This is a genomic window from Bacillus sp. ISL-78 (genome assembly GCF_018613455.1).
GTDB classification, from domain to species: Bacteria; Bacillota; Bacilli; order Bacillales; family DSM-1321; genus Peribacillus; species Peribacillus frigoritolerans.
This window is the reverse complement of the sequence record NZ_JAGGQC010000022.1, coordinates 1-26,231: the sequence shown is the minus strand read 5'-3', so window position 1 is coordinate 26,231 and position 26,231 is coordinate 1. Positions and strand designations below refer to the sequence as shown.

Genomic DNA, 26,231 nt, shown 5'->3' with positions numbered 1-26,231 from the left:
TTATCCCTTTCAATGATAAGATGAGTACGAAATTCACAATGGGAAGGATTGATTCTTCATTAATTTTCTCGAACTAACGTACACGTCGGCAATGGAAAAAGCGATGTTTCAGGCTCATGGAATCGGCTATGCACAATATGCTCAAAAACTGGAGCAACGCATGATGGTTGAACAGGAACGGGAACAGGATTATCTACAGGGCAGGCGTATATCGGAGGAGATGAGAGCCAATCTTTTTTTGGGGAGCTAATTTTGATCTGCGATATCGATAACATAAACGAAGACAAAAGGAGCAATCGAAAAGATTGCTCTTTTTGTCCGGCCATAAAGGGTATTTTTCCATTAAAAAGAAGGAAACAACACTTTTAAAGAGAATGTACGTTCATGAAGAGGAGGATGATCTTGTTGGAGAGAAGAGCATTGCTTGTATCCGCAATACCGGGATATGAAAAGGAAATTGGGCGGTGGCTATGGTGTTTAGAAGATGTTCGCCGTACACTTATATCGGAATTGTCTGGAATCAGCCAAAATATACTCGATTCGAAAATCGATGAAAGGCAAACGATTGGCTCGATGTTATATCACATCGCGCTGATAGAGGCAGATTGGTTATACGAAGAGGTCCTTGTTACTGAATGGGATTCGGAAATATCCGCTTTGTTTCCAGTAGGGTGCCGTGCTGAAGATGGCTCCCTAAATCATATTGAAGGACAAACATTGGACGAACATTTCTACCGACTCAATAAGGTGCGTGAGGCATTTCTTTCCAACTTTCGCACGATGGACCTGACGGATTGGCGTAAACCGAGGATACTTGAAAAATATGACGTCACACCTGAATGGGTCGTTTACCATTTGATTGAACATGAATCACATCATCGAGGTCAGATTTTCCAATTGCTGAAGAAATTACGGAATGAATGTGAAATTAAAGAAATGTGATGTTTTTATCCCTACTATCAACATGGTCTCACCCCGAACCATGATTTTAAAACAGGACTAGATTATCCTTAGTGTTTTTAACCGTTATCCACAGGAATGTTTAATAAATAAAGAACCCGAAGACAAACTTGCCTTTCTTTCATTCTGGAGCTGCCTTTATGGCAGCTTTTTGTATGTTGAGTTACGGGTGTTTGGATATTTATGGTGTATTACCCATAATGAGTAACGGTTTATGGTATATTGGTTAATGTCAATACGTCAACATGGTCCGGTGTGCTTAGATGTGTGCTTGCGTTGTTATTTAAATTAAAGAATAGATCCAAGCCTTCACGGATGAAAGCAGTGAGGTTTCCAATCTTTATAAGGTTTTAGCGGTCAGTGCTAAAAAAGACGGTGACGCCATCGTAAATTGAAATTATGAAAACAAGACTTGGTTATGGTTTATGGGATGAAACCAACTGAGATGTTTTTTAATAAAAAAACTGTAGGCAAACTCGCTTATATCTTCGAGTTCGTCTACAGTTTATATGTCTGGACTTTTATATCATTTAATCTATTTGGTGATTATGACCGAATTTCGACTTTAAGACGCTGCTTGCATACCCAATGAATCCTCCAACAATGGCAGGGACGATCCACCCAAGCCCAGCTTCATACATAGGAAGTATTGCAGTGAAGAAATCATTGATGAATGTAATGTGTACACCTGCTCCATTTAATCCATCAAATAGACTGACGATGAATGTTAAAAGTAAGCTGCCTTGATAAACTTCAGGTCTTCCCTTAAATAAGGAATGAAGAAATGTTAGGAAGATCAAAACAATGGCTAATGGATAAATGGCTGTCATAACCGGTACTGAAATGGCAATTAACTCAGTTAGTCCGATATTGGCAATGATTGCACTGAAAATGGATAAACTTATGGCAATCGTTTTGTAAGGCAGACTTGGAAATAGTTTATGGAAGTACGTCGAGCAAGAGGTAATGAGTCCTACGCTCGTCGTTATACAAGCTACGGTGATCATTAATCCCAATAATATTCCACCATATGATCCAAAGTAGTAATCCGAGACTTTCGCCAAGATAATGCCTCCATTATCCAAGCGTCCAAGTTCCCCAACGCTTGAAGCACCCATATAAGAGAGAGCTGTATAAATGGTAGCAAGGATAACGGCCGCAATGGCAGTCGCTTTTCCACAAACGATCATGATTTGTTTTTTTGTTTTGGCACCTTTTTCTTTGATGGCATTAATGATGATGATGCCAAAAACAAAAGATGCAAGAGTATCCATGGTTAAATATCCTTCTCTGAACCCATTGAAAAATGGTTGAACCATATAGTGCTCGGCAGGTGCTTCAAAATCTCCAATTGGATTAACGAAAGCGACTACCACCAGGATTCCAATGAACGTCAACTTGATGGGTGTCAAAACTTTCCCCACAATTTCGACAATTTTCGCAGGATTGAGCGAAAGAAGGCATGAAATTGTAAAAAAGATGATGGTGAAAATGAGTAAAGGCAATGGACCTGGATCTTCAGGCAAAAAAGGTTTTACACCGATCTCAAAAGAAACGTTTCCTGTTCTAGGCATGGCGAATAATGGACCAATGGCTAAATAAAGAACGGTTGTGAATACAATACCAAAGACTGGATGGACACGGCTCGCTAATGATTGTAAGTCATCTTTTCCAGAAAAACCGAGTGCCAGCACACCAAGTAAAGGTAATCCCACTCCTGTGACCAAAAACCCTGCATTAGCCGACCAGATATTCATACCTGCCGATTGACCAAGCATTGGCGGGAAAATTAAATTCCCTGCACCGAAGAAAAGGGCAAATAACATGAACCCAATCACTACTATAAATGAAGATGGAACCTTATTAGACAAAATAAACCCTCCAAAATTTGCTATTTTAGAAAATTATTAAATTTTCTAAAAATTATATAAACAGTAATACTAAGACCGTACAGTATTATAACTAAATTAAATTGATATTTCAATATATTTTTTGTTTTTTATTATTTACTTTGATGACCAGTGATCCGCCCTTATCTTATTTTGAACATCTAAAGGCTGCTCATACTCATGAAATTTGAAATATAAAGGAAATGAGGATGCGGAAAAAAACTGCTTTGCGTCGCGAACCAGTTAGAGCTCACGTGACGGTTTGGATGCGGTATTAATTGTGGAAAAATAAGGAGGTGTTTAGAATGGTTGAAAAAATACTGGGATTGTTCTTTGAAAAACGGAAACAAAGCAAAAAGGATGTTTTATTACTAATTTTCTTATTCGCACTTTCTATATTAAATATGGTTAAATATATCACGGATATGGACTTATCTTGGTTAGCTGGCATTGTATCTATTGCAATCATTGCTCTTGCGGCATCGATATACTTTGAAGGAAAAAGAAGCAGGGAAAATGATAGATAATACTTCGGTTTTTGTTTGTGCGGGCGTTAGGCTAATTGTATTGTTTAATCAATAAAATAAAATGACGTTAAAATACAATTATTCCTTTTAGTAGGGACTGATACTTCAATAAGGAAGCTGCTTGGGCAGCGCTTTAGTTTGTAGACAAAAGGGGTTTATCTATATCCAAAACAAAGTTGATTGGAGCGGGTGTGCGAGACTTCTGCGGGAAAAACGCGTCGAGGAGACTCCTGGACCGCCCGCGGAAAGCGAGTGCCTGAAGTGAAAATCGACATTCGAGGTTTTATAAATCCAAATAAAAACTGAGGAAAACTTAATTTTCAAAGGGTTTGTCTGCATTTGGGCTGCTTATGCAGCTCTTTTTTCATGGAGCGATACTCCTTAAATTATTAGAAATTGAATCGGAGCTCTAAGGTATCCTATCAACAGGGGTAAAAAAAATTACTTGTACTCAAAAGGGTTTGTATAGTCTTCTTCTGTCAATAATGGTTATGGAATCAGAACTACTGCGTTTTGTCTATAACTTACCGTTTTTTCGTGAAAGGAACTTAAGAAAATGCTCGAGAAGGGTAAAATTGGAAGCCGTCAACTGATGATATTGGTGATTCTATATACGCTTGGAGATTCTATTTTAGTCATTCCCTCCGTTGTCGCTTCCAAAGCTGAACAAGATGCTTGGATTTCGGGCATGATAAGCGTGGCAATAGCACCGTTATTGATTGTTTTGATATATGAGGCCTTAAGGAAATGCTATCCTGATTTAACATTAGTGGAATACAGCCAAAAAATTCTGGGGAAGTGGCTGGGAATGGCAATTTCTCTTCTGTTTATAAGCTACTTCTTTATAACTACAGCGACTTATCTGAGTGAAATTGGTGATTTTATGATAAGTCATATTATGCCTGATACTCCAATTCAAGTGATCATGATTCTTTTTATGAGTGTCGTCCTCTTGGCCGCGCGTCTTGGTTTGGAACCTTTGGCCCGAAGCGCGGAAATATTTTTCCCCTATGTTTTATTACTTATATCAACCTTGATAATTCTTCTGCTTCCCGAGATTAAATTTCAAAACCTGCAACCCGTATGGGAGGGGGGAGTGAAACAGGTTATAAGGGGTTCTATACCTTTTATTGTTTTTCCGTTTATTGAACCGGTTGCGATTCTAATGATCCTCCCGTTCGTAAGTCAAAAAGACAGAATAAGAAAAAGCCTTTTTGTCGGTCAATTGTTGGCTGGAAGCGTTTTGATCATTATAACCATGTTAGCCATTCTTGTACTTGGTTCCGAGTCAACAATAAGACAAAATTATCCAATTTATATGTTGGCAAAGAAAATAAATATCGCTGATTTCCTGACGCGGCTGGAAGCAATAATAGCCATAATATGGTTCATCACAATTTTTATTAGATTTAGTTTGTTTTTTTATGTGACCGTTTTAGGTACGGCACAAACGTTAAAATTGCAAGATTATCGCCCTCTGGTTTTTCCGTTTGGTATCCTCTTGATTGCCTTTACTCTGATGATGTCACCGAGTATTGTCCATTATAATAAATTCATTACAGAAATCTGGCCGTTTTATGCCATGACATTCGGGTTTCTGCTGCCATTGATATTACTAATAATCGCCAAAGTTCAGAAAAGTGCTCGACGTAACTAAGGCAGGTTCTATCTGTTAAGAAATCAGTGTAAAATTCCATTGGAAGCACAGGTGTCCTTTTTTACTTTTTCTCAGTTTATAGAACTCTTCGACCGTCGATTTCCACTCCAGGCACTTGCTTTCCGCGGGCGGTCCGGGAGCCTCCTCGGCGCTTTAGCGCCTGTGGGGTCTCCCCTCGACTCGCTATTCCCGCAGGAGTCTCGCACCTTTCGTTCCAATCAACTTTGTTTAAGGTTTGTTAATCTCGACCGTCGATTTCCACTCCAGGCACTCGCTTTCCGCGGGCGGTCCGGGAGCCTCCTCGGCGCTTTAGCGCCTGCGGGGTCTCCCCTCGACTCGCTTTTCCCGCAGGAGTCTCGTACCTTCCGTTCCAATCAATTTTGTTTAAGGTTTGTCAATCTCGACCGTTGAATTCCACCCCAGGCACTCGCTTTCCGCGGGCGGTCGGAAAGGGAGCGTATTTCTGAAATCACTGGAACGTTTTTTAGTATCATGAAATAAATAAATCGACTATAAAAAATAGTTTGACTTTTTTTACAACTATGTTTATATTTGGTTTAATACTAACTACCGTTAGTTAATGCAATTCAAAAAGGTAGGTGTTAGACATAAAAAGTAATTCAATGAATCATGGTTTGTAAGCGATTACACTATGTGTTTGTAAATCATATCAGAAGACTTTTAAGACCAGGAGATGATTATTATGAAATATCCACTTACACCAGATGTAAAGCCAGAGTTTTGTACAACAGGAACTTTTATGCGTTTACCTTCTCAAAAGCATGATGCAAAGCTGGCAATTGTAGGTATGCCTTTTGATACAGCAGCTTCTTTTCGGGTAGGAGCCAGGTTTGCTCCTCAAGCCATTCGTCAATCATCCATGACCCTGTTTCCCTATCACCCGATTCATAATGTATATCCTTTTGAACAAATGAACGCCATTGATATTGGCGATATCCCTGTTATTCCCCATAATATTCATCGAAGCTATGAGCTAATGAAGGAATCCATTCATGACTTGATGTCCAAAGGGATCATACCGATTGGATTAGGGGGAGACCATTCTGTTACTTTAGCTAGTTTACGAGCTGCGGCAAAGGTATATGGACCAATAGCCATGATTCATTTTGATTCCCATACAGATACCTGGGATACATATTATGAGGAAAAATATTGGCATGGATCTCCTTTCATTCGTGCCCACGAAGAAGGTTTACTGCAGGAAGATAAAGTGTTTCAAATAGGCATCCGCGGCACGCTAAACCACTCTGGGGATTTACAGGCAAGCCTCGATTTAGGTTATCGCCTGATTACAACTGGTGAACTTTCCAATCGTGGATTTGAAGATGTTTTGAAAGAGATTAGAAAAACGATTGGTAATACCCCTTGTTTCTTGACATTTGATATAGATTTCGTTGATCCTTCTTTTGCCCCAGGAACAGGAACACCTGAAATAGGTGGTTTTAGCAGCTATGATACATTAAAAATGATACGTTCCCTAACTGAATTTAACTTTATAGGATATGACGTGGTTGAAGTGCTGCCTTCATATGATCCAAGTCAAATCACTTCACTTTTAGCGGCAACCCTTGTACATGAATTTGCCAGCCTGGCAGCATTAGGTGCGAAAGAAGATATTAAAATCACTTTAACTTAAAAATGGCCCATTTATTTAATAAAGGAGGCAGCTCTTTGCGATGAAAGAATTACCCGAGCTTAAGCGTTCACTGAATACAAGATATGTAATTGTATTTGGACTTTCCTTTATGGCGCCTGTGACAGTCTTTAGCACATATGGCATCGCTATTGATCGTACCCATGGAATGATTCCGACAGCATACATAATCGCGTTAATTGTCATGCTATTCACTTCATATAGTTACGCAAAAATGGTTCAGGTATATCCCACTACCGGGTCAGCTTATACCTTTGTGCAGAAAGGAATTAATTCACACCTTGGTTTTCTGGTAGGATGGGTGATTTTATTGGATTATCTTTTCAGTCCTATGATCAGCGCTTTACTGTTTGGAATTATGGTGAATGCTTACCTCCCTGGTATTCCTATCGTTGCCGTCATCATTTCTTTCATCATTGCTGTGACAACGATTAATATTTTTGGGATTAAGGTCGCGGCAAATGTGAATACCTTTTTGGTGATATTTCAATTTCTTTTTATCATGATCTTCAGCCTGCTTTGCATAAAAGGACTTTTAGCAGGAAAAGGCACCGGAGAGTTGTTTTCTAAAGACCCTTTTTTTAGCCCGGACGTGAATATGAATAATCTGCTTTCTATTGTACCTTTATTATGTTTTAGTTTTCTTGGGTTTGATGCGGTTACTACACTTGCAGAAGAGACCAAAAATCCGAAAAAAACACTTCCTAAAGCTATTTATGCTACGACATTGATTGGAGGTTTATTATTTGTTGCAGCTACCTATTTTGCACAATCGATTTTCCCGAATTTCAATGCTTTTAAGAACCCTGATACAGCTATAGTCGATATCATGATTTATACCGGGGGTAATTTTCTGAATAGTTTGTTCGTTTCTGTCGTAGTGACATCCGCTACTGCTTCTGCGATAGCTTCAGGAGGCAGCGGAGCCCGGATTTTGTACGCAATGGGGAGAGATAATGTTCTGCCTAAGCGGATTTTCGGATATGTTTCTCCAAAATTTCAAACGCCCATATTCAATATCTTGCTCATTGCTTGTATTGCAATGAGCGCCGTATTTTTGGATATTGCAACGGCCACTTCTTTCATTAATTTTGGAGCACTGTTTGCTTTTACCTTCGTTAATCTTGCTGTGCTTTTCCATTATTTTGTGAGACAGAAGCAGAGAGCTCCTAAAAGTATCATTTTATATGTTCTTCTTCCCTTAATAGGCACCGGCATAACTATATGGTTTATGACAAAGTTGGATATCCATTCATTAGCATTAGGAATCACTTGGATGACAGTAGGTTTCATTTACTTATTGTACCTAACAAAAATGTTTAAGGAACGTCCTCCTGAACTGAATTTTGCAGAGCAAAAAGAAGAATTCGATGTAAAACTAGTGCAATGATCAGTTACTGTTTGATTATTTCGAATGAAAAGAGGTAAACTCCATGACTATTAAAAAAGCGGATATTGTCCTTTCCAGTGATGCTATTTTCACAAGGCTTACACATGAGCCAATGTCTGGGGCAATAGCTATCTTAGGTGACAAAATTCTGAGTGTAGGATCAAAAGCAGAGATTGAACCTTTTATAGGAAGCGGGACAAAAGTGTTTAACTATGGAAATCAATTGATTATGCCTGGATTTCATGATTTTCATCTCCACATTATGTTCAGTGCACTAAGTTTAACTAGTATTAATTTATTTGAAGCCAGGTCAGCTCAAGAAGTGGCTGAAAAAGTACTGGAATTTTCTAAAGAATGTCCTGGGGAAGAATGGATTATTGGCATGCAATGGGACGCAGGTTATTGGCATGAAAAACAAGAGCCCCATTATAGAATTCTTGACGCTGTCATTCCAGATCGTCCTGTCGTTCTTTTTCATGCTGAAGGTCATTATACATGGGTGAACAGTAAGGCCATGGAATTAGCAGGAGTTACTGAGGAAATACGTGATCCGGATTTTGGTCGCTATGAAAGAGATAAGAATGGTTTACTTACTGGAATTTTATATGAAGAAGCCCAGCAAATCGTTTTAAAAGAGGCATTACGGTTAACACAAAATAAAAAAGAAACGATATTAAAAGAGTTTTTACGATTGTTATCGCAATATGGAGTTACTTCCGTGAACGATTTGTTTGCGCCAATAGATGACTTCCTTCAAGACTATGACCTTTTTGATAAATTGGATAAGCAAGGAGAATTAACGACTAGATTTCATATCACTCCTGAATTGGATGGCAATTTGGACAAAGCTCAAATACTGAGAAATAAATATGAATCAAAGAAACTACAATTCTCAGGATTAAAACAATTCGTTGATGGAACAGTAACGGGTCATACCGCTTACTTCCTGAAACCTTATTCCGATCAATTGGATATTTGCGGTCATCCAGCTCTAGATCCAGAAGTATTGATAGATCGAGTTGTTAAAGCGGATGAACTCGGATTTAGAATCAGGTTTCACGCTATTGGAGATGCGGCAATTCGTTTAGCTTTAGACGCTTTTGAAGAAGCTGTACGCAAGAATGGAATAAGAGACTCAAGGCATACGGTCGAGCATATTGAAGTAATCGATTCGGATGACATTGAACGTTTTTCAAAACTGGGGGTCATTGCCTCGATGCAACCTGATCACATGGCAGCTTCATCAAGAGAGGTATATTCTTCAATAATAGGTCCTCAAAGGGAAAAAAATGTTTTCCTGACGAAGTCGCTATTAAATACAGGTGCATCTTTAGCTTTAGGAACAGACTTTCCGGTTTCCATCTCATTAAATCCAATGCGGCAAATATATACTGCGATTACTAGAGTGGATAGTAGCGGAGATCCACAAAACACATGGCATCCTGAACAAAAACTCACTTTGGCAGAGGCATTGCAAGCATATACATATGGCTCGGCCTATGGATGTTTCAGGGAGCATGAGCTAGGTACAATAGAAGAGGGGAAACTTGCCGACCTTGTGGTTTTAGATAGAAATCTTTTTGATATTCCAGAAAGTGAAGTGCTCAAAACTAAAGTGGAACTAACAATAAACGATGGGAAAGTTGTGTATAAAAGCGAAGAAACTTCTTTATCAAGCATATTCTAATTCTTATCTTTTAAAGAAAGAACCATGTTCCAAGGTGTTAAATATTTAGTTTAAAAAAGGAAATGAGTTTATAATGAAATTAACTGACGTTGGATAGTTTGGAGGCTCATTATGACAAAAAATGAAATAAAAAACATTTCCTTATCACTTTTTACCAAGTACGGATACGAGGGAACGGCTTTATCGGAAATTGCCAAGAGGGTAGGTATACAAAAACCCTCAATCTATAACCATTTCAAAAATAAGGATGACCTTTTCTTGTGTCTGTTTGAAGAAATCCTGGAAGAGCATATACACCAGGTCGAACAATTTGTCGAAGAGATAAATACACTCTCTTCTGAAGAAAAGCTAAAGCACATCCTTCTAGATACTTGTAACTATTATAAAAACCATGAAGATAAAGCAACATTTTTAAAGAGGGCAATGATTTTCCCGCCGGAGCATTTGAAGCACATCTTAAATGAAAGTTTCCTTAGATCTGAAGAATCATTTTCCGCTATCTTACATGATATCTTTGTCGAAGGAATCGACAAAAAAGAAATACGCCAAGGGAAAATCGAGAACCTAATCATGTCCTATTTCTGTTTGATTGATGGGATATTCATGGAATTTTCTTATTATGGCAAAGAGAATATGGAACCTAGAATTCAAAATATATGGGAAAACTTTTGGTATGGACTGAGTGGATGATACGTTCATCAGTTCATGCCCTAAAAACGTACAATAATTGTCATTGATTGGAACGTAGGGCACTTCTCTTCCAATACCCCTGAAATTGGTGAAGCACCATCAAACATATAAAAGATCACTATACGATAACCAAAATGGTTATCGTATAGTTGTTCTTTCTCCGTTTACACAAATTATGATAAAATGTAGTTATCGGAATTTTCAAAATAAAAGAACATTCATTGTTCCGTTAAAGGGCCAGTGTATAGCTATCCACAACAAGCCGCAAATGAATGTTGACCAAAAGGATCACTATTAAAGGGATTAAATTGGAGGGAATGGGAAATGGATGTAAAAACCCTTTTGTTACAGCAATGGGCAAGCTGCTTAGATGAAGAAGACTGGTTTCCGCCACTTGAAAAAGTGCTAGAGGATATCACTCTTGAACAGGCAATTTGGAAACCAGCTGATGGGGCAATGAATTCCATTTGGGAATTAGTTTGTCATTTACTTTTCTATGAAAAGAGATTTCTGATGCGATTTCTTGGTGAAACAGCGAATGAACCACAGGCAGAAAATAATGATTCCACATTTCGATTACCAGCTGAGACGTTAGAGAATTGGAAGGAAACAAAACAAGAATACTTTTATGTTCATCGTGAACTTGGAAAAATACTAGCAAAATCAGAACATGAAGATTTATATAGACAGGTCCCAGGAGAAGATAATTCATTAGTGCTTGAACTGAAGAGTTTAGCCATGCACGACGCATATCATATTGGGCAAATTGTATTCCTAAGTAAAATGCAAGGAGCTTGGGCCGCGAAACGCAGCTTTTAAAAATGCTTCATTAGCTTTACAGTTATTCGATTATAGGGAGCTTTAATGAATAAGAACGGGAACGTCCAAATCGGACGTTCCCGTATTTTATACCTAAAAAACAATAATCCTGCTTTTTATAGAGAAGAAGCCCTTATTGGATGGAGGAAATATGCGAAACTCCTGCCGAAAAACGAGCTAGCCAAGACCCCACAGGCGCTTGCTTTGATGCGGCTTGGCAGACAGTCGGCGGAAAGGGAGCGGATTTCTGAAAACAGCTCGAATTTGCCTACAAGTCTACTCACAATTCCTGTGTCTTAATCCTTTTGATTAACTCTTCATACCAAGATATTGTGTGATCTGTTCGGGTCGAAAAATAACCAGCCAAAAATTCACGAATATCCTCGTTGCCTTTAGGTTCTGGCTCGAAATTCCCAAGCTGCTCCCAAATAGCCTTGATGGACTTTACTTTTCTTTCTAATATATCTACTACTTTATCCCGGTCCACATACTTGATGTTGGCTAAACCAACAATCATATCCTTGATTTCATCCGCATTTTCAAATAATTTATAGATTTTTTTTGGTAGTTCTTCGCGACCCTTATCCGTAATCGCAAATACCTGTTTATCAGGGCGATGTTCTTCTTTTATCACTTCAACCGGTTCGACTAAACCTTGTTTCACCAATGACTCAAAATGGTAGTACAGTTTACTTTCCGTTAATCCGCCCAGGCGATCCAATGGAATGGGTTCTGAAAGCTGTTTTTTTAATTTATAAGGATAATTTTTATCCTCCATCAGCTTGCTCAATATAAAAATTTGAATAGACATTTTCTACGCTCCTTTAAGAAGTATTATCTCCTTATTGTAGCAAAACCTAAGCTGTGATTTCTGCCGCTTTCTTTTCAACTTCTGTTTCAGGAACCTGTACTGGCATCGGTTTGTGTAAAAACGCGACAATAGCGATATTAATTAACATCGCAACGGAACCTACCGCAGCCATTGACCAAATATACGGACTTGGACTGATGCTGCCAAATAGGTTTGCAAAGTAAGCTTGAACTGAGTAATACATCGGTGAAATGTGGCTCATCCATTCATATGGTGCGTGCATCATATCACGTGTGATGGTGGCACCATTCGCTATTGTTTGCATTAATAAAATCGGTAAGTTCAAAATCATGCCGCCTTCACCAAATAAGAAGATTAAAATCGCGGTGAAATTAAAACATACCATATAGTTCAGTATTTGTTGACCTACTATACCGAAAAATAGGTCACCGCTCGGCTTGTCAATTAAATAGGCTACACCTACAGCGATGAGTGATGAAACCACGGCAATCAATAATGCAGCCATTTGCACATACGTGAATAACCGTGTTTTGCTTGCTTTTCCCCGGCTGGCTCTAAATGCACCCACTAATTGCATTGCCCCGATCATCGCCCCTACATAACCGGCCATTGTTAAGAACATAGGGAGCATATTATGATTCATGCCATCGGGTATTTCATTGATTGTAACGACATTTCCTACATAGGATTTCTCAATCTTTTCGGCTAAGTCAGCGGCTTGCTTTTCTGGTACCTTAAAGTTCATCAATACGCCCTGAGCTGTTTGTTGCGAGAATTGTGTGCTTAACTGACTGTTAATTTCAGTTACGACAGAATTCATGGTAGAAGAAACGACTGTCGCCCCTGCCTCATTGATTGTAAAGTCGATGCTTGATGACGCTTCACCTTTTTGAATATTTTCAGAGAAGGTTTTTGGGATGTGTACGACTAATGCTAAATCATTGTGCTCCAAATCTTTTAAGGCTTGTTTATTGGTTATATCCGTCTCGATTTCTTTAAAGGGTAAATTTTCTTGTAAATTTTCGGCGATCATTGCCCCATTTTTACCAGCATCATCATTGATGATGGCGATCGGTAATTTATCGATATTTCCTGGTATGGCTGTATACCCAGGCAAGAAGATGCCTAGCATGGCAACTGCATAGAAAATCCCCATAAAGATTGCCGCTGTTGCCCCTCTTGTTTTTAAGAATGCTGAAAATTTCATATGTTGAATCCATCCTTTTGATTTAAAGTATATACTCGGTTCAGAGTACTCAAGTTAGAGTAGTTTGAAAGAAGTACTTAGAATTTTATTTTATTTTTTTCATAAAGTCAATCGAAAAAGTATATCTTTTTTATCCATAGGAAAAAACCCCAACAAAGCAGGAGTTGGGGGAGCATTTGTTATTTAGGTTCTTTTGGCAACACTGCCTCTGACTAGCAAATATGATCTTGATTTCATTCCATTAAGACACCCATTTTCTCGTTGTTACTAAACGAGTTTAATACAGCCTCAACAAAAGCCTCTACCGCAGGAGACTGCCATTTTTTCTTTTTTATCAGCATGTGTGAATAAAGGGGATCGAGGTTTTCAGAATGATTCAGGATTTTAAGCTTGCCGCTCTCGATTTCTTCTTTCACTGTAATATAAGGCAAAACAGAAAAACCAAGTCCGCTCATGACAATCTGTTTGATTGCTTCTATACTCCATAACTCCATGGTTTGAAAGTAATCCATTTCATGCTTTAAAAGATATCTTTCAAACATGATCCGATAACTGCAGCCTTCTTCATTTGTGATGAAAAAATGATTGGTGTTGGTGCCGCCTTTTTTATATTCATCAAAGTGATCAGGACCGTCAGGACTGCTCACAAGGACGATCTGCTCCTCAATCAAAGAATGATGAATGCATTTTTCCGGGTTTATTTCCGGATAGACCATTAAAGCGACATCCACCCGCCCGCTTAATAAGTCGACTTGGTTTTGGCCGCATGGACCATTGGTTAATATGATTTTGACATTGGGATATTTCAAGGAAAAATCCTTTATTATTGGACCTAACCTGGAGATTGTTAAAGATTCCGGTGCCGCCACTTTTAAAACACCTTTAACTTCATTCGTGCAACGCATGCTCTTAATCTGTTCGTGAGTGGAAAGCAAATCTTCAGCTAACGGTATTAAGTCTCTGCCTAGTGCAGTAAGCTGCAAATTCCGATTAGTATAAGTGAAAAGTTCCCCGCCAATCTCATGTTCAAGTGCCTGTATATGTGAAGTTATCGTGGATTGAGTATAGCCCAACTTCGAAGCAGCCCTTGTATAACTTCCTATTTCGACAATAGTCTGAAACGTTTTAAGGTGTCTAATTTCCATATCGTTCTCCTTAAGTTGGATGATGTATCGAAAAAAATGATAATGAATTTTTTGTTTTCAATTTTATTTATACTTATAGTCATCTTACAATAAAGACTGTTCGTTAGGAAATAGTGAATGAAGGTGGGATTATGAGTATTATAGCGTTTCTTTCGTATGTGATGATTACATCGATTACGCCTGGCCCAAGTAACATATTATTGATGAATGAAGCAAGGAGATTTGGTTTTTTTGGTTCATGGAAGTTCACTAGCGGCATCCTGACAGGATTTGCAGTATTAGGGATCTTGAGCGGAGTATTTACAACAAGCCTCTATAATTGGATTCCTATTGTAGAGCCATATTTTAAAATAGCCGGTGCCGCATATCTTCTTTACCTAGCATGGCAGATTCGTATGGCCAAAGGTTCAAAGAAGGATACGGGAGATGTGCAATCTTCCTTTTTATCAGGTTTCATTCTTCAAATCATCAATGTCAAAAGCATTTTGTTCTATTTAACCGTGTTGAGTGCGTTTATTTTACCGTTTAATGAGTCGCTTAAATTCGTTGCGATCTATTTAGCGATAACTATTTTTCTGGGGTGGATGGCATTGCTTCTGTGGTCAGGATTCGGCTCGCTGTTCAAAGATTTTTTTGCTAAACATGACAAGTCATTTCGGTTAATCATGTGTTTGTTATTGATTTACTCTGCCGGTACAATTTTTCTGTGATTACAAAAAAGAAGCAACAGCAACTCTCATGCAAAACGTGTGCTTCAACGGAAGATATAAGACTCTCATTTTCACAAACACTGACATTAGTGCAAGCTGTTTTTCATACGATATATTTGGGGTGAAAAAATGCCAAGAGTAAGTTATCGAAGTTCAGACGTTGATTTAATGGCAAGGATGATGAGAGCAGAAGCCGAAGGTGAAGGACTGCAAGGAATGTTGTATGTCGGAAATGTAATTGTTAATCGTCTTAAAGCAAATTGTTTGGACTTTAAAGATTTAAGAACCATTCCACAAGTCATTTTTCATGTACAAGGAGGAAATTATTCTTTTGAAGCTGTTCAAAAAGGTAATGTATTTTATCAAAGAGCGAGAACTGCTGAAAAAAGATTAGCCAAACAGAATTTGGATTATTGGAGGCAGCACCCAGGGAAATATGCGCTTTGGTATTTTAATCCATATGCTCCATGCCCACCGACATGGTACGATCAACCTTTTGCGGGTCAATTTAAAAATCATTGTTATTATGAACCAAAACCTGGAACATGTGAAAGTGTTTATACAGGAGGTTAGGCTGTTATTTCTTTTCAAGGAGCAGATCAGCAGCTCCTTTTTTTTATGCAACAATCGGGCACTGCAACAAGGTTTTTTGGTAAAATAAAGGAAAAAATGGATTGTTGTTTGGGAGGATTTTTAGTGAAGGCTATTATATTTTTTATTGTGGGGTTATTCATGCTCTATATAGTTATTGAAACAGCAGTGAGAAGAGGAATTAACCATTCAATTATTGGTCAATTTCTTGAAAAAAAGTATGGAATGAAAGAAGATGAAAGGTCTTTTCTTGATGATGACTTGGATAATGAAAAAAATAAGACGGATTATTAAAACAAGGGAGGTTGCTGCGGCAACCTTTTTTTAGAGGGGAAGTTGATGTACGAACTCTTTTAAAAAAACAAATTCAACAAGACAACAATGAATTTCCTAAAACAGGCTCCAGTTTGTGGAATAGCACACTTATTCAGCATCTTTCCGAGGGCGCCGAAATTCGGTGTAGTAGACCTTTCTTTTTTCAGGTTCGGATTCAATATTTTCGATGAATGCCGTTTTGGCTTTCTCCAGTAACAACCCCTTTAATTCCCGAAGCTTTATTGGACCCACTCCTGGCACCTTATCAGGTATATGTACTTCGAAATCCCCCTGGCGTTTATAAAAACGGATACTAGCAAGCCCCGTTCTTTCGGCTTTCCCCAAGGTATATGCAAATTCAAACCGCTGCTGAATGAATGAAGATAACTCAGGCAGCCCTAGACCTTCATAGAGGGGAGGGAATTCATGATAAACGGGAGGTTCTATGAACGATATTGAAGAAATCTTCAAATGGATACTCCTCCTTTTGGCGGAATAAAGAAAGACATACGTTGCCTATATTATTGTGCTATGGGCCAATTTTTTAAACATCCTTACAGCGGTCTTGCTTCCTGTAACCAGGAATAGTACAGCTTTTTTAGGTCAGCATCAGCACTTTCCTTATACTGCAATATCAAGATATCCAATCTTTACTTATTATCAAGTTAATGTTTTGTACTTAAACTAAAGCGTACTTTATTTTGAACACCTGGAACTGATCAGCAGTTCCGGGAGCCTTTCTAAATGATAAGCCGTATGAGTTTTTTTAAAAAGATATGCCTGTACGGGTTTAATTTAATAATGATTATATAAAACATAACAAAAAATCACGGTCCCTTTATACGGATATAAAATTCTAGAGTTATTCTGAATTTACATCTAGAGGGAGGGATCCGAAGTTGTCAAAATTTCAGGCCATAACTTCTTTGTTCATCTTGGTATTCATCATCATTTTCGTAACTTATAAAGCATTCTCATCCAATCATTCCACAACGAATCATTCCACATCCAACCGCTACATTCAACTGCAATTATTAGGCGTTAATGATTTTCACGGCCAACTAAACAAATATCAAATGGTTTCAGGAACCATGGCAGGCGGTGCTGAATACTTGGCTGCCTATTTAAAAAAATATAAACAAGAAAACCCAAATACACTACTCGTTCATGCTGGTGATATGGTAGGAGGAAGCCCTCCAATCTCTTCTCAATTTCAAGACGAACCCACGATCGAATTTTTAAACCTCCTGCATTTTGATGTCGGGACACCTGGAAATCATGAATTGGACGAAGGCGTAATTGAAATGAAACGTCTTATTCATGGAGGATTCAATAAAAAAACAGGGTATTTTCAAGGTGCCAAGACTGCTTACAGTTCTGCAAATATCATCGACAAAAAGTCGGGCATTCCCTTGTTGCCACCGTATGTTATTAAACAAATGGACGGAATTGATATTGGATTTATCGGTGCGGTCACAAAAGAGACCAACATGTATGTGTCCCCTGAAAATCGAAAAGGAGTAGAAATTACGGATGAAGTTTCAGCTATTAACCGAACCGTAAAGATTTTAAAGGATAAAGGGATCAAAGTGATTGTTGTACTGGCACATGATTCAGCTAAATCAGAAAAGGCAGGAGCAAATTCCACTGGAGCTCTAGTGGAGATGGCTCCAAAAATCGATGATGAGGTCGATGTCATTTTTGCAGGGCACAGCCATGAATATGCCAATACCGTTGCGGCCGGTAAACTGATCGTTCAAGCTTATTCTAATGGGAAAGCTTTTTCGCAAGTAAACCTTGAAATTGACCCGCATACTAAAATAATTGTTAAGAAACGAGCAAAGATCATTGCCACTTCACATCATCATATAAAACCGGATGAAGAAACGGTCGCTCTTCTAAATAAATATAGAAAAAGATTGGGGAGCAACTTTAATCAGGTAATAGGGGAAATGCCGGAAGAAATCAGAAGAAATCAAGATGCAAACGGTGAATCCCCATTAGCGAAAATGATTGCAGAATCTGAGCGCGAAGCCATGGGGGTAGATATTGCTTTTGTCCATCAAGGCGAAATGCGGAAAAGTTTAAAAAAAGGGAAGATCACTGTAGAAGACCTTTATACAAACGTGCCTATGGGTCATAGTGTCAGTAAGTTAATTTTAACAGGAGCGCAGATAAAACTTGCTTTAGAACAGCAGTGGACGAAAGATTATGAAAATAGGTTACAAATGGTTGGCTTAACGTATGATTGGGAAGCCAAAGCCCCAATTGGCAGCCGCGTTGTCGTGCTGAAAGACAAGAAGGGTCAAGAGATTCAGCCAAACAAAGAATATGAAGTAGCGGTCAGTAATTATTTAGCTTCAGGCGGTGATAACTTCACTGCATTTGAACAAGGCAGACTCGTAGAATCCGGTCCGCAAGTTGTCACTGCACTTATACGCCATATCCAAAGGAAGTATCCTCCCCATTCATTGAAAGAGTGAAGGGGAAACATGACGGGTGCGTTTCTGTAATAAGCAGGAACGCCTTTCCCTAATGTAAGCAGGTTAGTCCAACAACAAGGCATTTGCATCCTAGGGAAATATAGTAATGAACTAGAGGGGCAGTATAGATGAAGAAGGAACTTGAAATGTAAATCTCGAATATCTAATGTAATCGATAGATGAAAATTGGATGTCAGACAGGAGTTAGATACGATGATAAAAGGTTTTGGAGGAATATTTTGGAGAACTAAGAATCTTGAGGTTGTAAAAAAGTGGTACAGTGAAGTGTTGAAGATTGAAATGGAAAATTGGAATGGGACTGTGATAAAACCGCAATTAGGAAATGAGACGATCTTTTCTTTCTTTACCGAGAATGACAGTTATTTTCCAACAGAACAACAAGTGATGTTAAATTTCGAAGTACATAATCTAAACGAGACGATTAAGCATCTTGAACATATTGGTGTACCTCTTGCAAAGAAAAAAGAGATTAGTGAATTTGGAAAGTTTATTTGGATTGAAGATCCCGAAGGTCGACTGATCGAGCTTTGGGAGAAATAACGAGTTGTCATTCATTTGAAAGGAGTTCCACTAAATGACCGAACCGCTAATTGTAAGAGATGAGATACTCATTGAAGCGAATTCCCAGAAAGTCTGGGAAGTGCTTACTAAACCCAAATTCGTTGCAGAATGGGATGAACTACCAGAAAATTATCCTAATGAAGATATGACCGAGGGAAGTAAGGTGATTTGGGAGCTTCCGAATGGTGGTCAGTCAATCACTAAAATCATTAGAGCAGTTGTACAGAAAGAATTAAAAATCGCTTTGAACGTTTCAAATTGGGAAGTAAAGCCGGATGAAGGTGATGTCGCATATAATTATCAATTAAAAGAAAAAGGCGATAGTACTCTGCTAAGAATCGAGATTGGTGATTTCTCCCTGATTAAAGACGGAAAAATGCATTATGATGCATCTGTGGAATTTGCATCTGATTCTAAACAAATAATTAAGAAGTTATCCGAAAATCTTGGCTGATTATTGAATATTATGATTGGCTCTTACCTTGGAATTCCTTCGGGTGTGTTAGCTGAAGATCGGAGCTGTCTATAAGGCAGCTTTTTCTAATGGAACTCTAGGGGCAGGTTAGTTGAGTACTGTTTGATCTTTATTCAACAATTGGGCCACTTTGTTTGAAATTTAGGAGTGAAGAAATGAATAATTTTTTTACAGCATTAACTTATGTAAATAAAATGATTTATGAGTCGAATCACTTAATTGTAAAGTCAGTTCAAGAAGAGAAGCAAAATTCTATGTATGGTGCTGGTACATTTCAATTATCTTCTAAAACAGTTCGATTCAGAGTTGCGAATATAACCCCTACCAAAGTAGGGCAGTTTGTTGCATTTTGGGAAAAAGACGAAAATAATAAAAATCAACCCTACTTATATGAGTCAGCCCCTGATTTATTAGTTATAACTACCTTTAAAAATGAAAATGAGTTTGGTCAATTTATTTTCCCAAAAGAAATTCTATTAGAAAAGAACATTCTTAGGTCCACTTCAACAAAGGGCAAAATGGCAATAAGAGTTTATCCTAGCTGGGATAGTCCGAGTAGTAATCAAGCAATGAAAACTCAAAAATGGCAGTTACCCTATTTTGTTGACATGTGTAATCCGAATAAATTAGCCTTAGAAAAAATATTAGAACTCTATTCTTTTTAATCCTCTGCAATCGGGAGCGATTCTTGAAGAATTTTCGCTTTTCTTAATGAACTACCGGGTGTGTTAGCTAGGATCATAGCTGTCTATAAGGCTGCTTTTTCTTATGGCACTAACGGGGCAGTTAGTTGAATATGGAACTACCCATTTTTTAGCAATTCACTTAAATTCGATGGCCAACCGGGATACCGAAGACGGCGGGTGTAAACCAATTAGAACGTGATCTTATCCGTATTCGGCAGCGTGAAGGGATTGAACTGGCTAAGAAAGAAGGAAAGTTTAAAGGTCGGTTAAAGAAGTACCATAAAAATCATGTAGGAATGAATTATGCAGTAAAGCTTTATAAAGAGGGGGATATGACTGTAAATCAAATTTGTGAAATTACAAATGTGTCTAGGGCCTCATTATATAGAAAGCTATCGGAAAGGAACAGTTGATGAGTTATACCGAAAATCGGAAATATATAATAGAAAATAAATTCCATATAGAGGTGGAGTTATATGCCTAAAATTGACAATATGTTAGCAATTCTATGGATGCTTCGTTCAGGTGAAAAAATTACTGCAAAACAAATTTCAGAAAAGTTAGAGATGAATATAAGGACTGTGTATCGTTATATTGATACAATTTCAACAAGTGGCGTACCTATAATTTCAGAACCAGGACATAACGGTGGATACACTTTATTGAACAATTTTATTGAGGCTCCTCTTTTTTTTGATTTTGAGGAGCAAACTTCACTATTCCACGCTGCTGTGTTTGCAGAAGAAGCCGGATATTATGGAAGTGAAGCACTAAATAGGGCCATTTCAAAACTAAGTAAATACTCAAATCAAGAGCAGGAAACAAAGATAAACCAACATTTAACTAGTCTTGAAGTAATAAGTCGATTAAGTTCAATCTCTATGGAACCTTTTTTGAAGGAGTTGGAGCAGGCCGTAGCTGACGGGTACTCAGTAAAAATTATTTACCATAAAAGTAGCGAAAAGCAATTAAATTATAGATTGGTCGATCCGTACAGAATTATCTATTGGAATAATAAGTGGTATGTGATTGGATTTTGTCATCTTAGGGATGATATCCGTAGTTTTAGAGTAGATCGAATTGAAAGTCTAATGCTAACCGAAAATAAGTTTAACCGGCCAGAAAATTTTTCAGCACGTGACTTTTTTATGAAAAACCTCCTTCCAACTATAGAAGATAAGGGAGGGAATACTTCTTTAGTTATTAATGGGAATACAAGGACGTTGGAAGATATTTGCCAACATTGGTTTTTAGGACATTATTTACAAGAACGGACTTCAAATCAAGCTGTATTTCTTCTTGAAAAGGATATGATACATACATATGTACCTTATTTACTTTTACCGTACGGTAAATCTATTCAAGTTATTGAGCCAATAAGTCTAAAGAAAAGACTTATTGAAGTTCTGTCGGAATTAATAAAATTTCATCAAGTATGATAACTTCCCTGACGTTAGCTGTCAGGGAAGTTATATTATAATTGGCTATATCAATTGTGATTGGGAGTGTTATTGGATGCAAATAAAAAAAGTTTATCTATATGTATTTAATACAATGTCAGACTGGGAATATGGATATTTAATTGCCGAACTAAACACAGGAAGATATTTCAAAAAAGATATAGCACCTTTAAAAGTAGTTACAGTAGGAGCTAATAAAGAAATTATTACTACGATGGGGGGACTGAGCATAAAACCAGATATTCCCCTTGATGAGTGTACTCTTGAGAGTAAAGATCTTTTAGTTTTGCCTGGTGGGAATACTTGGGGAGAAGTTATTCATCAACCAATCATGAAAAAAATTGGCGAAGCTTTAAAGCTTGGCACTATTGTTGCTGCAATTTGTGGTGCAACTGAGGCCCTTGCGAATATGGGATACCTAGATTCTAGAAAGCATACAAGTAATAACTTAGAGTATATTAAAATGGTTTGTCCTAATTATAAAGGAGAAAAATTTTATGAGATGGGACCTGCGGTATCTGGTGAGAATTTGGTTACTGCATCAGGAGTAGCTCCACTGGAATTTGCGATGGAAGTACTGAAAAAATTAGATGTATTTGCACCAGATACATTACATTCATGGTATAACCTAAATAAGACTCACAAACCTGAATACTTCTTCCAGTTAATGAATTCAATAAATAGATGAGCTAAAAAAATCAACTTAGCAGATTTATATTAGTTTAAATAATTACCATGCTTTAGACAATGTCAAAGCATGGTTTTTGAATAAAACTTAAAAATGCTTATGGAGTAATGAAAAAGCCCAATTTCTCTTAATTAACGGTGAAGTTGGGCTTTTTAGTATTGAAAATTCCTTAACGTTGTAAATCCGCATTTTCCTGACGGTACCCCTATGTATTCCTTATGGAACTATAGGGGCAGATTAGTTGATTAAGAAATGAAAGTAAAAGAGACTTATAATAAAAGGAGCTATATCAATGATAAAAGGTTTATACGAAGCACATTTACCAGTAAGTAATTTAAATCGTTCAATTGAATTCTATGAAGGACTTGGTTTGCAATTTGATCACAAGGTTGAAGACAGATTGGCTTTTCTATGGATTGAAAAAGATAAAAGTTGGTTGGGGTTATGGGAAACAGATAAGGTAGAAGTTGAGTATCATCCATCAATAAGACATATTGCATTTCAAGTAACATTAGAAGACTTAAAAAACTCAGTTGTTTGGCTAAAAAGTAAAGGTTATAAGCCAAGAGAGGCTTTTGGCTTTGATCCTATTGAGCCTTTTGTAATGCCTCATGAAGAATATGCACACGCTAAAATTCATTTTAATGACCTAGACGGAAACAGTTTAGAATTAATTTGTAAACTAGATAACCCGAAAAAAATTAAGCACCGTATGTATTTAAGTGAATGGGAACAAATAAATGAAATATAATTTGTATCTTAAATAATATTCGCAAAATACTTTAACTAACGGGTGCTTTACTTCAATAAGGAAGGTTGCTGAGACAGCCTTTTTCTTATGGCACTAACGGGGCCGGTTAGTTCAATTAGGATATTGTAGACGGATTGTGCAGTAAAACCTTATGCTATAATTAACCAAAAAAAGGAGAATTGTTTTGACCGCACTAATTATCTCTGTATATATAACTATTACACTTGTATCGCTCTTTACTTTCGCCGGACCATATTCTCCATTGGTGGGACTAGCAATTGGGATTCCTATCCACATCCTAATATTACTTACAAAAATATATAAAGAGATCAATAAGATATCTAAGAAACTTTACGAATAGTTTGTGTCAAATCTACAATGATCCATAATGAAATAACGGGTCGTTAGCGCCATAAGAAGGCCGCCAATTGGCGGCCTTTTGAACGTATGGTTTTTAGACAAATCATACATTCGGATTCAAGTGAAAAACAACCGCAAAATACAGGGCAGCTTGAAGATCTAGCTGACGAACCGACGGCTTTTTCTTATTGAAGTAATGAAACAGATTAATTGAATAAAAAGTAAAGAATAAGACAAAAAAGGACACAGCTAGTGCTAGTGTCTTTTTTGAGACGTTATTACACCATCGTCTATACTTCATACGGTTGTTAAACATAATATATTGCGGACAACCTGTATTTACTTTTTTGTATCAAATTTTGAAAAAGACGGGAGAACGAACATTAATGGACAAAGAAAAAGGAATTAAAGAAAAGAAAACAAAAGGGGATAGAAGTTTTGGGAGATAAACAAGAAATACAAACTCAAATGTTGGAACTACAGAAAGAATCAACAGAAACATTGAATAAAGTCTTAAATGAAATAACACTATTAAATAGTAATCTGGAAAAAATGGGGACTGCAATTTCTTCGATGCAACAAAATGTACCTACTACAAATTCTTCAAACATACTTGCTAATCTTGATGCTGACACACTGTTAACCCTCTTACCGGTTGCAAGTAGCCTTTTTAAAGGTACAGGAACTGGACATGCTATGGATCCGATGCCTCAAGTTCCACAACCCAATCCTTTAAGCTTCCTTAATAATTTGGATATTGATAAAGTATTAGAAATCTTGCCGGTTGTACGTAGATTTTTTAAAGGTACAGAAAATTTGGATAAAATCTTACCGGTTGCACTTAGCTTTTATAAAGGTACAGAAACGGGACCTGCTATGTATTCGATGTCTCAAGTCCCGCAACCTAATCCTTTAAGCTTCCTTAATAATTTGGATATTGATAAAGTATTAGAAATCTTACCGGTTGTACGTAGCCTTTATAAAACTGTAGGCGAAACTGAAGGCAAGAATGAAAATAAAGAATAGTAATGTAAAAGGGCAAAGAGCTGACTCAAAAAAAAAGTCAGCTCCTTGCCCTTCGTTTATTTATTAATTACAGTCCTACTAAGATAATCACTAGTAGGATGAAAAGCACAAGGATCAAACCAGTGTTTACACCATTTTCACCATTGCCCATATCTATCCCTCCTTTAAAAATTGTAAAGGACTGGAAAAGAATGAACAATAGTGGTTAAAAAAGAACTGCCCATACTACTCCCCCTTGTCCTCTTTAACAAGATATGTCTGTAAAATTATCTTGTATAGGACAAGCTATTAGGGGATATGTGGATTTTTCAAGAATGCACATTTTACAAAAAGTAAGAGAGTATGCTATTTATCAAAAAAGAGCAGAAATGGAGCGTAAATCGTATCTGCGAAGATAGCTATTGAAAACACAAAATAATCTACATACTATGCAGGATAGTTCTATAACGAGTATGGAATATATGGTAAAACAAGGATGTGTATTTATGAATGGGGGAGGTTAAATGCAATACTTTGTACTTGCATTAATTATCGGGGTGATTATTTTTTCTCTTTTTAGGATGTTTAAGAAGAAAAAAACTATACCGAGTAATCAATATACACCTATTGATGACATCAATAATTGATTGGTTCGAAATTACTCAAGCGAACCTCAAGAAATTGAGTCAAGTAAAGAAATACCTTATGAAGAAGTTGATAAAAAAGAGTGATTGAAATAAAGCCCTATAGAACTACGGGTGCGTTAGCTAAAGATCAGAGCTGTCTTTAAGGCAGTTCTTTCTTTATGGAACTAACGGGGCAGTTTAGTTCATTAAGAAACCCAATGACATTTATGGTATTATATGTAATAAAAGTGCATAAGAGCCTAACAAGGGGGAGTTATTAATGTTTCCAATATTAGAGACAGAAAGACTAATACTAAGAGAAATAACAAAAGAGGATGCAGAAGGTATTTTTGCTTGTTTTTCTCACAACGATGTAACACGTTATTATGGACAAGAAACATTACATAGTATAGAACAAGCAGAGAAGTTCGTTGATTTCTTTTCAAAAAACTACAATGAAAAAAGAGGCATACGCTGGGGGATTGAAAGAAAAGAGACCAAAGGTATAATTGGAACAATTGGCTTTAATTTTGGTTACCTAAACATAAAAGAGCAGAAATAGGGTACGAAATCCATCCAGAGCAGTGGAGAAAAGGATATGCTTCAGAAGCAATATCTAAAGTTCTTTCATATGGCTTTGATGTTATAGATTTAACTCGTATAGGTGCTGTTGTATTTATTGACAATGAAGCATCTAATAATCTACTAACTAAAATTGGTTTTCAAAAAGAGGGAGTTTTGAAGAAAAATATGTATCAAAATGGTGAAGCACACGATACCTATGTCTATTCATTATTTGAAAGTAATAAGTAATTAAAGTTCTTCATCCAACAGGTGCGTTAGTTTAACAAAGGGTTGTTGCGGCAACCTTTTTCTTATGGCACTAAACCAGCTAATAGTTAGTCAACATTTTTCAATGAAAACTTAAAATATTTCATGCTATACTAAATTTGTGCATGCCAAATAACCTTCCAATGAACCGTATTTGGAAAGTTTTGTGATATTTAGTTATACTTTTAAA

At 37.2% G+C, this 26,231-nt stretch carries 27 protein-coding genes and 2 pseudogenes; 24 read left to right on the top strand and 5 right to left on the bottom strand.

Annotated features, from left to right (window positions below):
* Positions 1-103: 103 nt before the first annotated feature.
* A complete protein-coding gene (locus J7I96_RS19435) occupies positions 104-250 on the top strand; it encodes a YuzK family famiily protein (protein WP_162489976.1) in 147 nt (48 codons plus the stop codon).
* Between the two features lie 152 nt (positions 251-402).
* Entirely contained in the window at positions 403-942 is a 540-nt protein-coding gene (locus tag J7I96_RS19430) for a DinB family protein (protein ID WP_251029205.1), read from the top strand.
* Positions 943-1,490: 548 nt separating this feature from the next.
* Here the strand turns inward: J7I96_RS19430 and brnQ are convergent.
* The gene (gene brnQ / locus J7I96_RS19425; RefSeq protein WP_214770300.1) at positions 1,491-2,831 is read right to left on the bottom strand and encodes a branched-chain amino acid transport system II carrier protein; all 1,341 of its coding nucleotides are present in this window, start codon (positions 2,829-2,831) and stop codon (positions 1,491-1,493) included.
* A 323-nt stretch (positions 2,832-3,154) separates the two neighbouring features.
* On the opposite strand from brnQ, the gene J7I96_RS19420 reads away from it, so the two are divergent.
* From J7I96_RS19420 to J7I96_RS19385, 8 genes are all read left to right on the top strand, one after another.
* The gene (locus J7I96_RS19420; protein WP_214770297.1) at positions 3,155-3,376 is read left to right on the top strand and encodes a hypothetical protein; all 222 of its coding nucleotides are present in this window, start codon (positions 3,155-3,157) and stop codon (positions 3,374-3,376) included.
* Between the two features lie 556 nt (positions 3,377-3,932).
* Positions 3,933-5,033, top strand: coding sequence for a GerAB/ArcD/ProY family transporter (locus J7I96_RS19415; protein ID WP_285289416.1), 1,101 nt, complete (start codon positions 3,933-3,935; stop codon positions 5,031-5,033).
* Between the two features lie 703 nt (positions 5,034-5,736).
* Positions 5,737-6,690 carry an agmatinase gene (speB, locus tag J7I96_RS19410; protein ID WP_214770291.1) on the top strand — a complete coding sequence of 318 codons (954 nt, stop codon included), beginning with the start codon at positions 5,737-5,739 and terminating at the stop codon, positions 6,688-6,690.
* Positions 6,691-6,730: 40 nt separating this feature from the next.
* Positions 6,731-8,098: an APC family permease gene (locus J7I96_RS19405; protein ID WP_214770287.1), complete on the top strand. Its 1,368-nt coding sequence runs from the start codon at positions 6,731-6,733 to the stop codon at positions 8,096-8,098.
* 43 nt (positions 8,099-8,141) lie between these two features.
* Entirely contained in the window at positions 8,142-9,785 is a 1,644-nt protein-coding gene (locus J7I96_RS19400) for an amidohydrolase (RefSeq protein ID WP_214925139.1), read from the top strand.
* A gap of 111 nt (positions 9,786-9,896) precedes the next feature.
* Positions 9,897-10,475 (top strand): TetR/AcrR family transcriptional regulator, encoded by a 579-nt coding sequence (locus tag J7I96_RS19395; RefSeq protein ID WP_214770281.1) that lies wholly within the window; start codon positions 9,897-9,899, stop codon positions 10,473-10,475.
* Positions 10,476-10,799: 324 nt separating this feature from the next.
* Complete coding sequence (locus tag J7I96_RS19390; protein WP_214770278.1) at positions 10,800-11,294, top strand: DinB family protein; 495 nt, start codon at positions 10,800-10,802, stop codon at positions 11,292-11,294.
* Between the two features lie 45 nt (positions 11,295-11,339).
* Positions 11,340-11,594 carry a hypothetical protein gene (locus tag J7I96_RS19385; RefSeq protein ID WP_214770275.1) on the top strand — a complete coding sequence of 85 codons (255 nt, stop codon included), beginning with the start codon at positions 11,340-11,342 and terminating at the stop codon, positions 11,592-11,594.
* Here the strand turns inward: J7I96_RS19385 and J7I96_RS19380 are convergent.
* The 3 genes from J7I96_RS19380 to J7I96_RS19370 form a co-directional block, all read right to left on the bottom strand.
* Positions 11,575-12,105, bottom strand: a complete 531-nt coding sequence (locus J7I96_RS19380) for a PadR family transcriptional regulator (RefSeq protein ID WP_214770272.1) — start codon at positions 12,103-12,105, stop codon at positions 11,575-11,577. The genes J7I96_RS19385 and J7I96_RS19380 overlap by 20 nt on opposite strands.
* Before the next feature lie 46 nt (positions 12,106-12,151).
* Positions 12,152-13,333: a YhgE/Pip domain-containing protein gene (locus J7I96_RS19375; RefSeq protein ID WP_214770268.1), complete on the bottom strand. Its 1,182-nt coding sequence runs from the start codon at positions 13,331-13,333 to the stop codon at positions 12,152-12,154.
* A 233-nt stretch (positions 13,334-13,566) separates the two neighbouring features.
* Complete coding sequence (locus tag J7I96_RS19370; protein ID WP_214770264.1) at positions 13,567-14,478, bottom strand: LysR family transcriptional regulator; 912 nt, start codon at positions 14,476-14,478, stop codon at positions 13,567-13,569.
* Between the two features lie 131 nt (positions 14,479-14,609).
* Here J7I96_RS19370 and J7I96_RS19365 point away from each other — a divergent pair, with 131 nt between their 5' ends.
* The 3 genes from J7I96_RS19365 (at position 14,610) to J7I96_RS19355 (ending at position 16,073) form a co-directional block, all read left to right on the top strand.
* The gene (locus tag J7I96_RS19365) at positions 14,610-15,188 is read left to right on the top strand and encodes a LysE family translocator (protein ID WP_214770261.1); all 579 of its coding nucleotides are present in this window, start codon (positions 14,610-14,612) and stop codon (positions 15,186-15,188) included.
* A 129-nt stretch (positions 15,189-15,317) separates the two neighbouring features.
* Complete coding sequence (locus J7I96_RS19360) at positions 15,318-15,761, top strand: cell wall hydrolase (RefSeq protein ID WP_214770258.1); 444 nt, start codon at positions 15,318-15,320, stop codon at positions 15,759-15,761.
* A 123-nt stretch (positions 15,762-15,884) separates the two neighbouring features.
* Positions 15,885-16,073 carry a hypothetical protein gene (locus J7I96_RS19355; protein ID WP_311315243.1) on the top strand — a complete coding sequence of 63 codons (189 nt, stop codon included), beginning with the start codon at positions 15,885-15,887 and terminating at the stop codon, positions 16,071-16,073.
* A gap of 129 nt (positions 16,074-16,202) precedes the next feature.
* Here the strand turns inward: J7I96_RS19355 and J7I96_RS19350 are convergent, their stop codons facing one another.
* Positions 16,203-16,565, bottom strand: a complete 363-nt coding sequence (locus J7I96_RS19350; protein ID WP_214770257.1) for a hypothetical protein — start codon at positions 16,563-16,565, stop codon at positions 16,203-16,205.
* Positions 16,566-16,993: 428 nt separating this feature from the next.
* Between J7I96_RS19350 and J7I96_RS19345 the strand changes: the two genes are divergently transcribed.
* The 11 genes and pseudogenes from J7I96_RS19345 (at position 16,994) to J7I96_RS19295 (ending at position 26,023) form a co-directional block, all read left to right on the top strand.
* Positions 16,994-18,577, top strand: a complete 1,584-nt coding sequence (locus J7I96_RS19345) for a bifunctional metallophosphatase/5'-nucleotidase (protein ID WP_214770254.1) — start codon at positions 16,994-16,996, stop codon at positions 18,575-18,577.
* Positions 18,578-18,790: 213 nt separating this feature from the next.
* Positions 18,791-19,138 (top strand): VOC family protein, encoded by a 348-nt coding sequence (locus tag J7I96_RS19340; RefSeq protein ID WP_214770252.1) that lies wholly within the window; start codon positions 18,791-18,793, stop codon positions 19,136-19,138.
* A 34-nt stretch (positions 19,139-19,172) separates the two neighbouring features.
* Positions 19,173-19,613 carry an SRPBCC family protein gene (locus J7I96_RS19335; RefSeq protein ID WP_214770250.1) on the top strand — a complete coding sequence of 147 codons (441 nt, stop codon included), beginning with the start codon at positions 19,173-19,175 and terminating at the stop codon, positions 19,611-19,613.
* A gap of 176 nt (positions 19,614-19,789) precedes the next feature.
* Positions 19,790-20,299, top strand: a complete 510-nt coding sequence (locus J7I96_RS19330; protein WP_214770248.1) for a MepB family protein — start codon at positions 19,790-19,792, stop codon at positions 20,297-20,299.
* Positions 20,300-20,493: 194 nt separating this feature from the next.
* Positions 20,494-20,733 (top strand): annotated as a pseudogene (locus tag J7I96_RS19325) (helix-turn-helix domain-containing protein); the annotation flags it as partial.
* Positions 20,734-20,796: 63 nt separating this feature from the next.
* A complete protein-coding gene (locus J7I96_RS19320) occupies positions 20,797-21,759 on the top strand; it encodes a helix-turn-helix transcriptional regulator (RefSeq protein WP_214770246.1) in 963 nt (320 codons plus the stop codon).
* A gap of 76 nt (positions 21,760-21,835) precedes the next feature.
* Positions 21,836-22,468: a type 1 glutamine amidotransferase family protein gene (locus tag J7I96_RS19315; protein ID WP_214770242.1), complete on the top strand. Its 633-nt coding sequence runs from the start codon at positions 21,836-21,838 to the stop codon at positions 22,466-22,468.
* 292 nt (positions 22,469-22,760) lie between these two features.
* A complete protein-coding gene (locus J7I96_RS19310; RefSeq protein WP_214925135.1) occupies positions 22,761-23,219 on the top strand; it encodes a VOC family protein in 459 nt (152 codons plus the stop codon).
* A 798-nt stretch (positions 23,220-24,017) separates the two neighbouring features.
* Entirely contained in the window at positions 24,018-24,605 is a 588-nt protein-coding gene (locus tag J7I96_RS19305; RefSeq protein ID WP_214770236.1) for a hypothetical protein, read from the top strand.
* A gap of 503 nt (positions 24,606-25,108) precedes the next feature.
* Entirely contained in the window at positions 25,109-25,231 is a 123-nt protein-coding gene (locus J7I96_RS28880; RefSeq protein WP_214770234.1) for a FeoB-associated Cys-rich membrane protein, read from the top strand.
* Positions 25,232-25,490: 259 nt separating this feature from the next.
* Positions 25,491-26,023, top strand: a pseudogene (locus tag J7I96_RS19295) (GNAT family N-acetyltransferase).
* The last annotated feature ends 208 nt before the right edge of the window (positions 26,024-26,231 follow it).